This is a genomic window from Nitratidesulfovibrio liaohensis (assembly GCF_011682075.1).
Classification (GTDB): domain Bacteria; phylum Desulfobacterota; class Desulfovibrionia; order Desulfovibrionales; family Desulfovibrionaceae; genus Cupidesulfovibrio; species Cupidesulfovibrio liaohensis.
The window spans coordinates 1-13,347 of sequence record NZ_VSMK01000645.1; the positions used below are offsets into that span (position 1 = coordinate 1).

Below are 13,347 nucleotides of genomic sequence, written 5' to 3' on the forward strand. Positions count from 1 at the left end.
GCAGTCCGGTGGACCCGGTGGCGGCAGACGCGGCGGCCCCCGGCGCGGGCCAAGGCGGCAAGGGAGACGGCAAGCCCGCCGCCAAACCCGCCGGCTAGCGGCACCACATTCCCACCTGCGAGGCCGCCATGTTCGCCAAGTTCTTCATCGACCGCCCCATCCTCTCCAACGTCATCGGCATCGTGCTGATTCTCATCGGCGTCGTGTCGCTGATCATGCTGCCCATTTCGCAGTACCCGGACATCACCCCGCCCACGGTGGAGGTGAAGGCCATCTACCCCGGCTCCAACTCGCTGGTGCTGGCCGACGTGGTGGGCGCGCCCATAGAGCAGGAGGTCAACGGCGTCGAGGACATGCTGTACATGTCCTCCAAGAGCGCCAACGACGGCACCTACACACTTACCGTCACCTTCGCACTGGGTACCGACATCGACATGGCCACGGTGCTGGTCCAGAACCGCGTCAACGTGGCCATGCCCCGTCTGCCCGACGAGGTGAAGCGCCAGGGCGTGACGGTGAAGAAGAAGTCCACCGCCATCCTGCAGGTGGTTACGCTGACCTCGCCCGACGGCAGTTATGACGATCTGTTCCTGAGCAACTTCGCATCGCTGCGCGTGCGCGACGAACTGGCGCGCATTCCCGGCGTGGGCGAGGCCATGGTGTTCGGCGCGGCCAGCTATTCCATGCGCGTGTGGCTGGATGCCCCGCGCCTGAAAAGCCTGGGCCTGACCACCAAGGACGTGGTCAACGCCATCAGCGAGCAGAACGTGCAGGTGGCCGCCGGGCAGATCGGCGCGCAGCCCGCGCCGGAAACCCAGAACTTTCAGTTCACCGTGCAGACGCAGGGGCGGCTTTCAGAGGTCTCGGAATTCGAGGACATCATCATACGCACGGCCACGGGCGGCCCCACCGGGCGCACCGTCCGGGTGCGGGACGTGGCCCGCGTGGAACTGGGCGGGCAGACCTACGACCTGTTCGCCCAGAAGAGCGGCAAGCCCGCCTCGCTGGTGATCATCTATCAGTTGCCGGGGGCCAACGCACTGGACGTGGCCGGAAAGGTCACCGCCGCCATGCAGCGCCTGGGCAAGGAATTCCCGCCCGGCGTGGCCTGGGATATTCCCTACGACACCACCCGCTTCGTCGAGGCGGCCATCGAGCAGGTGTACCACACCCTGTTCGAGGCGGCCGTGCTGGTGCTGGCGGTGATCCTGATCTTCCTGCAGGACTGGCGGGCCACGCTGGTGCCCGCCACCGTGGTGCCCATCACCATCCTGGGCGGGTTCATGGCCATGATGGCCCTGGGCTTCTCGGTGAACCTGGTCACCCTGTTCGGCATCATCCTGGCCATCGGCATTGTGGTGGATGACGCCATCATCGTGGTGGAAGGGGCGGCGCACCACATGGAGCACGGCGATTCGGCGCGCGACGCCACCGTAAAGGCCATGGTGCAACTGTTCGGCCCCATCATAGGCATCACGCTGGTGTTGTCGTGCGTGTTCCTTCCCGCGTCGTTCATGTCGGGCATTACCGGGCAGCTGTACCGCCAGTTCGCGCTGGTCATCGCCTCCACGGCGCTGGTCAGCGCGCTGCTGGCCGCCACCATGACCCCTGCCCAGTGTGCCCTGTTCCTGAAGCCCATCGTGCCGGGGCGCAACGCCTTCTATCGGGGCTTCAACAAGGTCTACGACGCGGTGGAGCGCTTCTTCGTCGTGCTGTTGAAGACCATGGTGCACCATGCCTGGATCACCATGCTGGTCTTCGTGGGGCTGATTTCGATCACCTTCTGGTTCTTCTCTTCGCTGCCCACGGGCTTTCTGCCTGACGAGGACCAGGGCTACGCGCTGGTGGCAGTGCAGTTGCCGGGCGCGGCGTCGCAGTCGCGCACCCGAGAGGTGACCACCAAGCTCGACGCCATCCTTGCCGAAACGCCGGGCGTGGCCAACTGGATCACCTTCGGCGGCATGTCCATTCTGAACAACGCCAACACCCCCAACTCGGCCACGGTCTTCGTCATGTACAAGGACTGGTCCGAGCGGGGCGACCTGACGCAGGACAAGCTGGTGGCCGACCTGCGCCGCAAGACGGCCGCCATTCTGGAAGGCATGATCCTGGTGGTCACCCCGCCGCCCATCCAGGGGCTGGGGCAGGCTGGCGGCTTCGAGATGATGGTCCAGGACCGTGCCGCCACGGGGGCGCAGGCGCTGGAGAACGCCGCCTACGAAATGATGGGGGCGGGCCGGGGCCAGTCGGGCCTTTCGGGCGTGGCCACCACCTACACCGCCCGCACTCCGCAGTTGTACGTGGACGTGGACCGCACCAAGGTCAAGGACCACGGGGTGCAGCTGAGCGACGTGTTCAGCACCATGCAGGCCTATCTTGGCTCGTCGTACGTCAACGACTTCAACAAGTTCGGCAAGGCGTATCAGGTGCGCGTACAGGCCGACAGCCGCTTCAGGCTGGAGGCCGGGGACATCGGGCAACTGGAGGTGCGCAACGCCGATGGCCACATGGTGCCACTGGGTGCCGTGACCGGCGTGCGCGACGTGGTGGGGCCCGACGTGGTGACCCGCTACAACCTGTACCCTGCCGCCTCGCTGCTGGGCGCCGCCGCGCCGGGCTTCAGTTCCGGGCAGGCGCTGAGCCTGATGGAAGACATGGCCAAGCGTACCCTGCCGTCCACCATGGGCTTCGAGTGGACCACCATGGCCTATCAGGAAAAGGCCACCGGCAACGAGGCCTTCGCGGTGTTCGGGCTGGCGGTGCTGCTGGTGTTCCTGGTGCTGGCCGCCCAGTACGAAAGCTGGTCGGCCCCGGCGGCCATCATCCTGGTGGTGCCGCTGGCGCTTTTGGGCACCTGCATTGCCGTGGCCGCGCGCGGCATGGACAACAACGTCTATACCCAGATCGGCATTGTGCTGCTTATCGCGCTGGCCAGCAAGAACGCCATCCTCATCGTGGAATTCGCCCGCGAATTGCGCATGCACAAGGGCATGTCCATCCCCGAGGCTGCCGTGGAAGGCGCCCGCGCCCGGCTGCGGCCCATCCTGATGACCTCGTTTGCGTTCATCCTGGGCGTGGTGCCGTTGCTCACCGCCTCGGGCGCGGGCTCCGCCAGCCAGCGGGCGCTGGGCACGGCGGTGTTCGGGGGCATGCTGGCCTCCACCTTCCTCGCCGTCATGTTCGTGCCGGTTTTCTTCACCGTCATCCAACGCCTGAGCGAACGCGGCACCCCGCCGAGCCCCAAGGCGCAACCCGACAATACCCACTAGGAGGAGTCATGACCGTCCCGTCCCGCATCATGTCGTGTATCGCCCTTGCCCTGCTGCTTGTGGTCACCGGTTGCGCAGCCCACAAGATGGAAGCGGAACCGTCGGGTTTCCTCAGGGATTACGGCAAGCTGAAGAAGGGGCGCGAAGACCAGGCCGGGCTGATCTGGATCAAGTCCGGCATCAACGCCAAGGACTATGACGCCGTGGTCATCGACCGTCCCAAGGCCTGGATCAAGCCCGACGCGCCTTTCAAGGGCGTGGACGCCAAGGAACTGGACGAAGTGCTGACCTTCTTCGGCGACGCCCTGGTGCGCGAGGCTGGCAAGAGTTACCGCGTGGTGGCCGAACCCGGACCGCGCGTGCTGGTGCTGCGCGCCGCCTTGACCGACATCGTGCCCGGCGAGCCGGTAAGCGGCACGCTGACCTCCATCGTGCCCATAGGCATCGCGGTGTCCGGCGCCAGTCGGGCTGTGGGTGGCGAGCACATCGGCACTGGTGAGGCGGCCATGGAAATGGAACTGCTGGACGGCGGCAGCGGTGCCCAATTGGCCGCGGCGGTGGACCGCCGCAGCGGCACCAAGGCCCCCTTGCGCGGCTCCATGCAGGATGCCAAGGACGCCTGCGAATACTGGGCGAAGTTGCTGGGCAAGCGCCTGGCGGAATTCAAGGCGGGCAACCTGCGCCCGTAGGTTCGCGGGGACGACGGTGGCGGCGTGACCAATGAACGCGCGGACGGCAGGCAGGGCCGTCCGCGCCTGCCCGCCACGCTCGAACAACACGCAGTCCTCGTGCTCCAACTGCCGATCTGCCGCAACGCATACCGGACATCGCATGACACACTCCGCCACACTTACCGTCACCAGTTCCGGACCGCAGGGGGCAACCAGCCTGCGCCTGGCCGTGGGCGGCGCATGGAACCTGGCCGTCCCGACGGAGGGCGCGGCCCGGACATCGGCCATGGCGCGGCTGCGCGAGCCGGGTGTTACGGCCGTGATCCTGGTGGCGGAGGGGTTGGGCGACTGGGACAGCAGTCTGGCCATTTTCGTGGCCGGGGTTGTCCGCGCCTGCCGTGAACGCAACCTTTCCGTGGACACCAGCGACCTGCCCGCCGGACTGACCCGGCTGGTGGACCTGTCCTTTGCCGTACCGGAGCGTGCCGGGGCCGCCCGTGGCGATACCCGGCCGGGCCTGCTGGAGCGCATCGGTGAAGCGGTGCTGGCCCTGCCCAAACCGGTGGGGTCCACCCTGGACTTCATCGGCGAGGTGGCCTTTGCCCTGTCCCGGCTTGCGCGCGGCAAGGCGGACATGCGGCGGAGCGACCTGCTGCAGTTCATGTCCGAAAGCGGTTCCGCCGCGCTGCCCATCGTCTCGCTGATCAGCCTGCTGGTGGGGCTCATCCTGGCCTTCGTGGGCGCGGTGCAATTGCGGGTGTTCGGCGCGCAGATCTACGTGGCCAGTCTGGTGGCCATCGCCATGGTGCGGGTGATGGGGGCCATCATGACCGGTATCACCATGGCCGGGCGCACCGGGGCCTCCTATGCGGCCATCCTGGGCACCATGCAGGTCAACGAGGAGGTGGACGCACTGGCCACCATGGGCCTGCGCCCGGTGGAACAGCTGGTGCTGCCGCGCCTGCTGGCCCTGGTGGTGATGCTGCCGCTGTTGACCGTCTACGCAGACCTCATGGGCATGGCGGGCGGGTTCATCGTGGGGGTGTTCATGCTGGACCTGAACCCCATGGAATACCTGAACGCCACGAGCGAGGCGCTGTCGCTGGCCAACGTGTGGATCGGCATCACCCACGGGGCGGTATTCGGCGTGGTGGTGGCGCTGTGCGGCTGCTACCACGGCATGCGCTGCGGACGCAGCGCCTCGGCGGTGGGCGCGGCCACCACGGCGGCGGTGGTCAGCGGCATCGTATCCATCATAGTGTGCACTGCGTTCATCACTGTGGCCTGCGAGGTGCTGGGCCTATGAACCAGACCTCGCAACCTTCCGCCCTCCAGCCCCCCGCGCCGCACATCCGGGTGCGCGACCTGACCGTGTCGTACGGTACGTTCGCGCTCATGCGCGAGTTGAATTTCGACATCCGGCGCGGCGACATCTTCATCATCATGGGTGGCAGCGGCTGCGGCAAGTCCACCCTGCTCAAGGTGCTGGTGGGGTTGAAGCAGCCCGCCTCCGGCACCGTGCATTACGGCGGCACCGACTTCTGGGGCGGTACGCCAGCCGTGCGCGATGCGGTGATGCGCCGCGCGGGCATCCTGTACCAGAGCGGTGCGCTGTGGAGTTCCATGACCTTGGCCGAGAACGTGGCCCTGCCGCTGGAACAGTACACCAGGCTCACCCGCGCCGAGATCGCCGACATCGTGGCCTTCAAGCTGGCCCTGGTGGGGCTGGCGGGCTTCGAACGGTTCTACCCTTCGGAGATCAGCGGCGGCATGCGCAAGCGCGCCGGACTGGCCCGGGCGCTTGCGCTGGACCCGGAGATCGTCTTTTTCGACGAGCCTTCGGCGGGGCTGGACCCGGTGAGCGCCCGGTTGCTGGACGACCTGATCCTGGAACTGCGCGAAAGCCTGGGCACCACCATCGTGGTGGTCACGCACGAACTGGCGTCCATTTTCGCCATCGGCACCAATTCGGTGTTCCTGGACGTGGAAACGCGCACCATGACCGCCAGCGGCAATCCCAACGACATCCTGCGCGAGGCGCGCGACCCCAAGGCCGTGCGCTTCCTGACCCGTGGCGAATCGTCCATGGGCGCGGCACGCAGGCCCGGACCCGTGACGGGGGCAACGCCACCGTCCGGGATGCCCCCGGACGGACAGGAAGAAACGGGCTCGACGGACAAAGCCGGAATCGGGCCGGATGCATCACCCTGCGGCAAGGAGGAACGGTAATGGCGCGCGAAGCCAACAAGGCCATGCTCGGCGCGTTCGTGTTGGGGGCGCTGGCGCTGCTGGCGGCGGCGGTGCTGCTGTTCGGCTCCGGCAGGTTCATGAAGGACCGGCCCCAGTTGGTGCTCTACTTCAAGGGATCGGTGCGCGGGCTGAACATCGGCGCCCCTGTGGTCTTCCGGGGGGTGCCCATCGGCAGCGTGACCGAAATCCGGCTGCTCCACGACCCGGATACCCTGGAATTCTTCATTCCGGTGTTCATCGAGTTCGAACCGGAGCGCATCCTGAACATGAAGGACGGCACCGTGGCAAAGCGGCAGGCGGACGGCAAGGTGATGGACCTGCTGGTTGAAAAGGGCATGCGGGCGCGGCTGGCGTTGCAGAGCTTCGTCACCGGGCAGTTGATGATCGAGGTCGATTTCGAGCCAGGCAGCCCGCTGGTGCTGCGCGGCGACGGTTCCCTGCGTGAAATACCCACGCTGCCCTCGCCCATGGAGGAACTGACCCGCACGCTCCAGAACCTGCCCATCGAAAGCATCATGGCGCAGTTGAACGAGGCGGTGTCGGGGCTGAACAGGCTGGTGAACTCGCCGGTGGTGGCGGATACGGCAGCCAACCTGAACGACACGTTGAGGGAAGTGCGCCAGTTGGCCGCATCCGTGAACGCCCAGGTGGTCCCGCTTGGGCAGTCCGTGACCGGGGCGGCGCAACGCTATGGGGCGCTGGCCGACAAGTTGGACCGGCAACTGCCGGACACCCTGGCCCAGGCCACCCAGACGCTGAAATCGCTGGCCGCCGCGTCCGCGCGGGCGGAGGCGGCGCTTGCCGCCGCACACACCACCATCCGCGACGATTCGCGCACCATGACCGAAGTGCAGCAGGCCCTGCGCGAGATGGGCGCCGCCGCCCGGTCCCTGCGGGCGCTTGCCGAGTATCTGGAACGCCACCCCGAGGCCTTGCTGCGAGGCAAAGGAGACTATCGCTGATGAACGCCGCCGTGCATCGCCAATGCCGCGTATTTCGCCCCGCATTCCGTTCCGGCTTTCCAGCCGTGTCCACCACGCCCCGTGCACGTATAGGCATGTTTGGCATGGCCGTCCTGCTGCTGGCGTGCCTGCTGCTGTCGGGTTGTGCAGGCAGCAGCGCCGCCACGCGGTTCTACCTGCTTGCGCCTCCGCCAGGTGGCCAGGGCGGCAGCGCAACTGCCGGATCCGACGCATCCGGAACACTGGGAGCGCGCGTGGCGGTGGGGCCTGTCAGCGTGCCTTCGTATCTGGACCGCCCGCAGATCGTCACCCGCGAGGGTGACGGGGTGCGACTGGGGCTGGCGGAATTCGACCGCTGGGCCGAACCGCTGGCCGAAAGCCTGCCCCGCGTGCTGGCCGAAGGCATCTCTCACGCGTTGGGTGGGGGCCGGGTGCAGGTATTTCCGGGGGGCAAGGCCGAGGACGCCGACATTCGCGTGACCGTGGACGTGAACCGGCTGGACGGCAGCCTTGGCGGCACGGTGGTGCTGGACGCCTGGTGGGCACTGCTGGACCGTTCCGGAGCCACGCTACGCCGGGGCAGGATGGTGGAACGCCGCGCCGCCGGAGCCGACCATGCCGCCCTGGTAGCGGCGCATGGGGCGCTGGCGACCGCACTGGCGGACTCCGTGGCGACCGCCGTGCGCGAGGTGCTGCACAGGCCCTGATGCATTCCGGACCGGAACCGCGCCTCCTTGCCCTGACGAACCGCCCCGAGGGGCGGGTATGACGCCAACCCCAGGGGGATGACCCATGGCCTCCCTGTCCATGGCACTTTGCGTGTTGTGCGCCGTCACCGTGGCGCTGCTGCTGGTGCACGGCCATCTGGATGGCGACGGGCACGACTTGCGCCTGCTGGCGCTGGGCAAGGGCATGCAGGCCGCGGGTTGGCTGGGCTTCGGCCTGGCCACGGCGGCGTCGGACGTGATGCCGCCGTACCGGTTTCTGCTGCTGGTGGGACTGGGATTCGAGGCGCTGGCCATCGTGCGGGTACGCACTGGCTGGCCGACGAAGCTGTGGCCCCTGCTGGCGGGGGTGGTGGCGTTGCATGCGTTGTTGGCCGTGGCCGTGGCCGACCGAGCCTTTGAAGTGCAGACTTTCGTGCAGACGCTGGCGGCGGCCATGCTGTTCCTGCCCGGTGGGGTGCTGCTGCTTACCGCGCGTGGCGTGACGTCGCGGCGGCTGCATGGCGTTGCTGGCGGCACCTATCTGATCGTTGCGGCGTTCACGCTGGTGCGGGGCGGGTACCTGCTGGCCCGGCACGAGGGGGCGGACATGCCCGCCGTGCCGCACATGGAGATGATCGGCCTGCTGCTGTTGCAGGCGCTGGCGTTCATCGGGTGCGTGTGGTTCGTGGTGGTGGTGCGCGAACGGTACGAGGCGCACATCCAGCGCCTGGCCACCACCGACGCCCTGACCGGGCTGCGCAACCGCCGCCATTTCCTGTCCGCCGCCGAACCGGCGTTGGCCCTTGCCGCGCGCAAGGGCACTCCGGTGGGCGTGCTGATCTTCGACGTGGATCACTTCAAGCGGGTCAACGACACCCACGGTCACTCCGTGGGGGATGCGGTGCTGCGCTGCATCGGCGAGGTGCTGCCCACGCTGGTACGTGGCTATGACGCCGCCTGCCGCTATGGTGGCGAGGAGTTTGCGGCGCTGCTGCCCGACGCGGACGAAGCGGTGACCGACCTCGTTGGCGAGCGCATCCGGCAGGGGCTGGAACAGGCCGGGCGGCAGGCCGCGGAAGAGGGCAGGGCGGTGGTGTTCACCGTGAGCGTGGGCGGCAGTTGCCGCGTGCCCGCAGGACCACAGGATATGGACGCCCTGCTGGGCGAGGCGGACGCGGCCCTGTACGAAGCCAAGCGCGGTGGCCGCAATGTCTATCGGAGGCATGGGACCTGACGGCGAAGTTACAGCGCACGAAAAGAGGGGTTAGGCTGATGCCTAACCCCTTGCTTTTGTTCTGGAGCCGGAGATGAGACTTGAACTCACGACTTGCTGATTACGAATCTACATGAATGCGGGTAGTTAGCTGGAATTGCAGGAAATGGCTATTCGTTATCGGTGCGAAAACCGTGGATATTTTCCCCCAGGATATGACCAGAAGATATGACCAGATCGTCCTCGAACAGGTTGGGGACAAGGTCGACGGCTTCCTGCTTCTGTTTGGCCTGAACGTGTTGGTAATGGCGCAGGATCATTTGCACGTCGGCGTGCCCGGCAAGGGTGGCCACAGTCTTCAGGTCCGCCCCGCCGGAGATGGCCTCCGTGATGAAGAAGTGGCGCATGTCATAGGGCCGGATGCGCCGCGTTATGCCTGCCTGTTTCTTGGCGCGTTCCCAGGCCGTCCGGAATGACGCGATGGGCTTGCCGCGCCAGTGCAGCACGAAGTCGTGCCCCAGGCTCTGTTCGGCATCGTCCGCGCGCCAGCGTGCGAAGACGGGGATGATGTGGGGCTTCAGCGGCACGTCGCGGGTCAGGTCTACCCGGCGAGTCCTGTTGCCCTTCTTTGCGTTGGTGATGCGCAGGATGCCTTTCTTCAGGTCGAAGCTGGGCCACCGGATGCCCATCAGCTCGACGGCCCCCACGCGCAGCCCGGTGGTGACGGAGATGAGCATGGCGCGCTTCAGGTGCAGCGGCGCGGCCAGATAGATGGCCTCCAACTCTTCCGTCGTGGGCGGCGGGATGACTTCCGTGGTGCCGCGCGGGCAGCGCAGGTGCGGCACCGGGGATTGCGGGATGATCTCTTCCTCGGCAGCCCAGTTGAGCACGGCCAGGAAGTGGCGCACGCGCACGTACACGGTTCCCTGCGTGCAGTCCCTGTCCTTCATGGCGGCCATGATCTCCTTGACCTCGGCCTTGGTGATCTCCGCCACGGGCCGCGCGCCAAAGGCCGTGAAGAACTCCTTCAGGTTGCGCATCTGGGTGGCCGCATTCTTCCCGGTGAACTTCTTCTCCCGCAGGTACAGCACGTAGAGTTGGTCGAACGTCAGCCCGCCGGGGGTGCCGATGGCCGGGACCATGGGCGGGTGGAACGATTCGCGGTCGTGCTTCAGCCGCCAGCGCATCTTGTCGTCGTGCGCGGCGGCCTCTTTTTCCGTGGCGAACGACTGGCTTTCGATGCGGGACGTGAGGGGATTCACCCAATACACGAGGTAGGGCGTTTTCCTGTCGGGGCGGAATCGGATGGCCATGGCGTGTCGAAGGCCGGGCTACTGCCGGTTGATGGTGCTGTCTTCCAGATCCTTCAGGATCTCCGCGACCGGGCGGCCCGTGAAGAAGGACTTGCCGCGCGTGGCGGTATGCTGTCGCGGTGCGGGCTTTTGTCCGCCGCTCTTGGCGCGGCTGATGGCGTCGCGCACGTCTGCCGCGTCCCAGCGCAGGCCAAGGCCCCGACCCCGGCCAAGGTCAATGAGGGGCACCCCGTATTTTTCCAGCCACCGGCGAGCCGGTTTGTGTCCGATGTCGAGCAGCGCGGCAACGTCTCGCAGGCGGAGTAGCGGTTCCATGGCTACCCCTCCTTCTCTGTCCAAAAGCAAAGACGACACATAAGCACCTCCTAAAAGGTGCCTAATTAGGACGATACGTCTCAAGAATCAAGACTAATTGGGACGATTCGTCTCAAGTAATCCGCGCGCGGTCGCTTCGTTGCTGATTTTCCAGACCAGGCTGGGGAAGTCGGTGTCGAGGGCTGCTGCCATGGCGTGAGCCTCGCCCAGCATGAGTCTGCGCCCGCGATTCTCTTCGGATCTGCACCAGCGCCAAAGGCGCACGCCGGAGGTTTCACCGAACACGCGTCGTCCGAAATCGGAATGACTCATGCCTTTTTGTTCAACCATTTCAGCCACAATAGTGACAAAGGCGCGTTCGAAGAGCAGGTTTTTTTCCATGGCCTCAACATAGCGGACGTGCGGTCCTACTGTCTTGAGACATATTGTCCTTGACATGACGGGACGTATCGTCCCAATAAGGGGGTATGAAAGCAACCGAACTTCTCCTCAGTCGTATGGTCCGGCGGCATGGGAACTACTCCGCCACGGCCCGAGCCCTCGGGCTGATCCCGCGCTGCCTGCGCCGCACCCGGCGCGCCTCGAACACCCCAACCCGGCGCATCATCGTGCTGGCCGGCAAGCTGTACGTCCTGCGCGAGCTGTTGTCGCAGCTCCGCGCGGCGGGCGCGGTCACGGACGATGACCTGCGCTCGGCATGGGAGGCCATGTCCTCTTCGGAAACCCCTAGCCCCAAACCCGCGCCGCGTGCCACGTCGGTGTCCAAACTTGGGAGGCGGCACAATGCCAGCGCATGACGCCTACCCGCTGCACCACCTGGACGCCGTGGACGCCTTCAAGCTGGCCGTGGAGCAGAGCGGCCTGCCCCTTCCCGAAATCGCCAGGCGCATGGGCTGGTCCATGCCGCAGGCGCGGCGGGTGTTCTCCGCCGAGAAGTACTTCCCCTCGTTTCCCGACTTGCCCCAATTCTGCATCGCGGTCGGCAACCTGACCGTGGTGCACTGGCTGCTGGCCAAGGCCACCCCCGACGGCCAGCCCCAACCCCACGCCACCCTCGACTGCGCCTCTCTGCTGCTGCGCGTGGCCGACCTCTTCACGGAGGTTGGCCACGTGGCGGAGGAAGCCTGCCGCGCCGCGTCCGACGACCGGTTGCAGATCACGGAGCTGCGCCGCCTGCTGAAGGAACTGGCCGACGTGCTGGAACGCGGCATGGCCCTTGTGGGCGACCTGCGCCAGATGGAGCGCATGGCCGATGCCTAGCCCCTGCTGCCCCAGAACCCCGCAGGAAGCGGGTTGCGCCACCGTGGAGGCCCTGAAGCAGGCCGCCGTGGCGCGCCCGCACCTGCGGCCATGCCCCCGCTACCGGGGCTCGCGGGGGACCATGTTGTGGATCTACCGGACGCACTGCTCAAGCTGCCCCCGGAATCAGGAGGCGAAGGGGGAAGGCCGCGATGGATAACGGCATTCGCACGGCGGAGATAGTCCGCGCGCTGCTCTCGGATCACCGCTTCGACTTCAAGGAAGAGGCCAACTACCTGCGCCGGGGCGTGTGCCCCAGCTGCGGCAAGCGCACCCTGTACGTGGGCAAGCAGAAGCCGTGGATGCTGCGCTGCGAACGGTTGAACAAGTGCGGGTTCGAGGAACCCACGCGCGAGGCCCTGCCCGACCTGTTCGAGGATTTCGCGCGGCGCTTCCCGCCCACGGAGGAAAACCGGCAGGCCACGGCGGATGCCTACCTTGGCCTAGACCGCGGCTTCGACCTTTCGCGCATTCGTGGCTGGTACGAGCAGGCGGCGTGGCCGGTGCCGGGCACCACGGACTATGTGCCCACGGTGCGCTTCTACCTGGACGAGGGGCGCACCCGCTGGTGGGACCGGTTGATAGGCCGCACCAAGAAGGACGGACAGAAGGCCCACTTCGGCGGCAAGCGCAAGGACGACGGCACGCTGTTTCAGGGCGACGTGTGGACACCGCCGGGGCAGCAGATCAACGACGGCGACCGGGTGTGGCTGGTGGAGGGCATCTTTCACGCCATCGCGCTGGCCCTTTCCGGGCACAAGGCGGCGGCCTGCTTTTCGTGCAACCACTTCCCGGCGGCGTTCATTCAGGCCCACAAGGGGCGGCGCATTCGCTGGGTGCTGGCCATGGATTCGGACAAGGCCGGGTCCAAGTGGTGCAAGACGCACCACAAGACGCTCAAGGCCATGGGTGAGATGGCCCTTGTGTGCATGCTGCCCGATGGCCGCGATTGGGACGACCTGTACCGGGCCGGGCGCATAGACGACGCCTTCATCCGCGACCGCCTGTACTACGGGCGGCTGTTCATGGCCGAGACGGTGCAGGAGAAGGCGTACATCTACTACACCCGCAACCGGCGCATGACCTTCATTCTGGACTTCGAGAACGCGCTGTACTCCATCAAGCTGGGCGCGGATTTCGAGAAGGGGCTGGGCGAGGCGGCAGGGCAGTGGGTGGTGCAGGAGCAGGAGGCCAAGCGCGCGGGCAAGGTGCCGACCGCTCCGACCGCCGCGGTGGCCACCACCCCGGCCAGCACGGCAGCCAGTACATCGGAAGGCCCAGAGCAGGGCGGTGGCGCAGACCCCGGCGCCGATACCCCCGCGCCCGCCCCCCTCGCGGTACCCCCGCC

The 13,347-nt window shown here is 66.8% G+C and carries 13 protein-coding genes; 10 read left to right on the top strand and 3 right to left on the bottom strand.

The features are described from left to right. Nucleotides 1-128: 128 nt before the first annotated feature. The 7 genes from FVW27_RS17055 (at nt 129) to FVW27_RS17085 (ending at nt 9,093) form a co-directional block, all read left to right on the top strand. On the top strand, nt 129-3,269 hold the full coding sequence (locus FVW27_RS17055; RefSeq protein WP_167127446.1) for an efflux RND transporter permease subunit: 3,141 nt from the start codon (nt 129-131) through the stop codon (nt 3,267-3,269). A gap of 8 nt (nt 3,270-3,277) precedes the next feature. After that, nucleotides 3,278-3,958, top strand: coding sequence for a DUF3313 domain-containing protein (locus tag FVW27_RS17060; protein ID WP_167127450.1), 681 nt, complete (start codon nt 3,278-3,280; stop codon nt 3,956-3,958). Nucleotides 3,959-4,100: 142 nt separating this feature from the next. Next, entirely contained in the window at nt 4,101-5,246 is a 1,146-nt protein-coding gene (locus FVW27_RS17065; RefSeq protein WP_167127453.1) for an MlaE family ABC transporter permease, read from the top strand. Beyond that, nucleotides 5,243-6,169, top strand: a complete 927-nt coding sequence (locus FVW27_RS17070) for an ABC transporter ATP-binding protein (RefSeq protein WP_167127456.1) — start codon at nt 5,243-5,245, stop codon at nt 6,167-6,169. Before FVW27_RS17065 ends, FVW27_RS17070 begins: the two co-directional genes overlap by 4 nt. Then, nucleotides 6,169-7,152: an MlaD family protein gene (locus tag FVW27_RS17075; protein ID WP_167127459.1), complete on the top strand. Its 984-nt coding sequence runs from the start codon at nt 6,169-6,171 to the stop codon at nt 7,150-7,152. Before FVW27_RS17070 ends, FVW27_RS17075 begins: the two co-directional genes overlap by 1 nt. Before the next feature lie 104 nt (nt 7,153-7,256). After that, nucleotides 7,257-7,859 carry a PqiC family protein gene (locus FVW27_RS17080; RefSeq protein WP_243838537.1) on the top strand — a complete coding sequence of 201 codons (603 nt, stop codon included), beginning with the start codon at nt 7,257-7,259 and terminating at the stop codon, nt 7,857-7,859. An 85-nt stretch (nt 7,860-7,944) separates the two neighbouring features. Beyond that, entirely contained in the window at nt 7,945-9,093 is a 1,149-nt protein-coding gene (locus FVW27_RS17085; RefSeq protein ID WP_167127462.1) for a GGDEF domain-containing protein, read from the top strand. Between the two features lie 149 nt (nt 9,094-9,242). On the opposite strand, the gene FVW27_RS17090 is transcribed toward FVW27_RS17085, so the two are convergent. From FVW27_RS17090 to FVW27_RS17100, 3 genes are all read right to left on the bottom strand, one after another. Further along, on the bottom strand, nt 9,243-10,385 hold the full coding sequence (locus FVW27_RS17090) for a tyrosine-type recombinase/integrase (RefSeq protein WP_167127465.1): 1,143 nt from the start codon (nt 10,383-10,385) through the stop codon (nt 9,243-9,245). Between the two features lie 18 nt (nt 10,386-10,403). Further along, nucleotides 10,404-10,700 (bottom strand): hypothetical protein, encoded by a 297-nt coding sequence (locus FVW27_RS17095; RefSeq protein WP_167127470.1) that lies wholly within the window; start codon nt 10,698-10,700, stop codon nt 10,404-10,406. Nucleotides 10,701-10,793: 93 nt separating this feature from the next. Beyond that, a complete protein-coding gene (locus FVW27_RS17100; RefSeq protein WP_167127473.1) occupies nt 10,794-11,081 on the bottom strand; it encodes a hypothetical protein in 288 nt (95 codons plus the stop codon). 86 nt (nt 11,082-11,167) lie between these two features. On the opposite strand from FVW27_RS17100, the gene FVW27_RS17105 reads away from it, so the two are divergent. The 3 genes from FVW27_RS17105 to FVW27_RS17115 all read left to right on the top strand — a co-directional run. After that, entirely contained in the window at nt 11,168-11,497 is a 330-nt protein-coding gene (locus FVW27_RS17105) for a hypothetical protein (RefSeq protein WP_116306508.1), read from the top strand. Beyond that, nucleotides 11,484-11,960 (top strand): phage regulatory CII family protein, encoded by a 477-nt coding sequence (locus FVW27_RS17110; RefSeq protein ID WP_167127477.1) that lies wholly within the window; start codon nt 11,484-11,486, stop codon nt 11,958-11,960. The genes FVW27_RS17105 and FVW27_RS17110 overlap by 14 nt, the downstream gene beginning before the upstream one ends. Before the next feature lie 191 nt (nt 11,961-12,151). After that, nucleotides 12,152-13,347, top strand: a 1,196-nt coding sequence (locus FVW27_RS17115) for a toprim domain-containing protein (RefSeq protein ID WP_243838538.1), incomplete at its 3' end; no start/stop codon positions are given.

What these genes read in the sequence shown, in the direction of transcription:
- FVW27_RS17065 (WP_167127453.1), top strand. Translation starts at nt 4,101, where the DNA reads ATGACACACTCCGCCACACTTACCGTCACCAGTTCCGGACCGCAGGGG.
- FVW27_RS17080 (WP_243838537.1), top strand. Translation starts at nt 7,257, where the DNA reads ATGGCCGTCCTGCTGCTGGCGTGCCTGCTGCTGTCGGGTTGTGCAGGC.
- FVW27_RS17100 (WP_167127473.1), bottom strand. Translation starts at nt 11,081, where the DNA reads ATGGAAAAAAACCTGCTCTTCGAACGCGCCTTTGTCACTATTGTGGCT.
- FVW27_RS17090 (WP_167127465.1), bottom strand. Translation starts at nt 10,385, where the DNA reads ATGGCCATCCGATTCCGCCCCGACAGGAAAACGCCCTACCTCGTGTAT.
- FVW27_RS17085 (WP_167127462.1), top strand. Translation starts at nt 7,945, where the DNA reads ATGGCCTCCCTGTCCATGGCACTTTGCGTGTTGTGCGCCGTCACCGTG.
- FVW27_RS17060 (WP_167127450.1), top strand. Translation starts at nt 3,278, where the DNA reads ATGACCGTCCCGTCCCGCATCATGTCGTGTATCGCCCTTGCCCTGCTG.
- FVW27_RS17075 (WP_167127459.1), top strand. Translation starts at nt 6,169, where the DNA reads ATGGCGCGCGAAGCCAACAAGGCCATGCTCGGCGCGTTCGTGTTGGGG.
- FVW27_RS17110 (WP_167127477.1), top strand. Translation starts at nt 11,484, where the DNA reads ATGCCAGCGCATGACGCCTACCCGCTGCACCACCTGGACGCCGTGGAC.
- FVW27_RS17055 (WP_167127446.1), top strand. Translation starts at nt 129, where the DNA reads ATGTTCGCCAAGTTCTTCATCGACCGCCCCATCCTCTCCAACGTCATC.
- FVW27_RS17095 (WP_167127470.1), bottom strand. Translation starts at nt 10,700, where the DNA reads ATGGAACCGCTACTCCGCCTGCGAGACGTTGCCGCGCTGCTCGACATC.
- FVW27_RS17070 (WP_167127456.1), top strand. Translation starts at nt 5,243, where the DNA reads ATGAACCAGACCTCGCAACCTTCCGCCCTCCAGCCCCCCGCGCCGCAC.
- FVW27_RS17105 (WP_116306508.1), top strand. Translation starts at nt 11,168, where the DNA reads ATGAAAGCAACCGAACTTCTCCTCAGTCGTATGGTCCGGCGGCATGGG.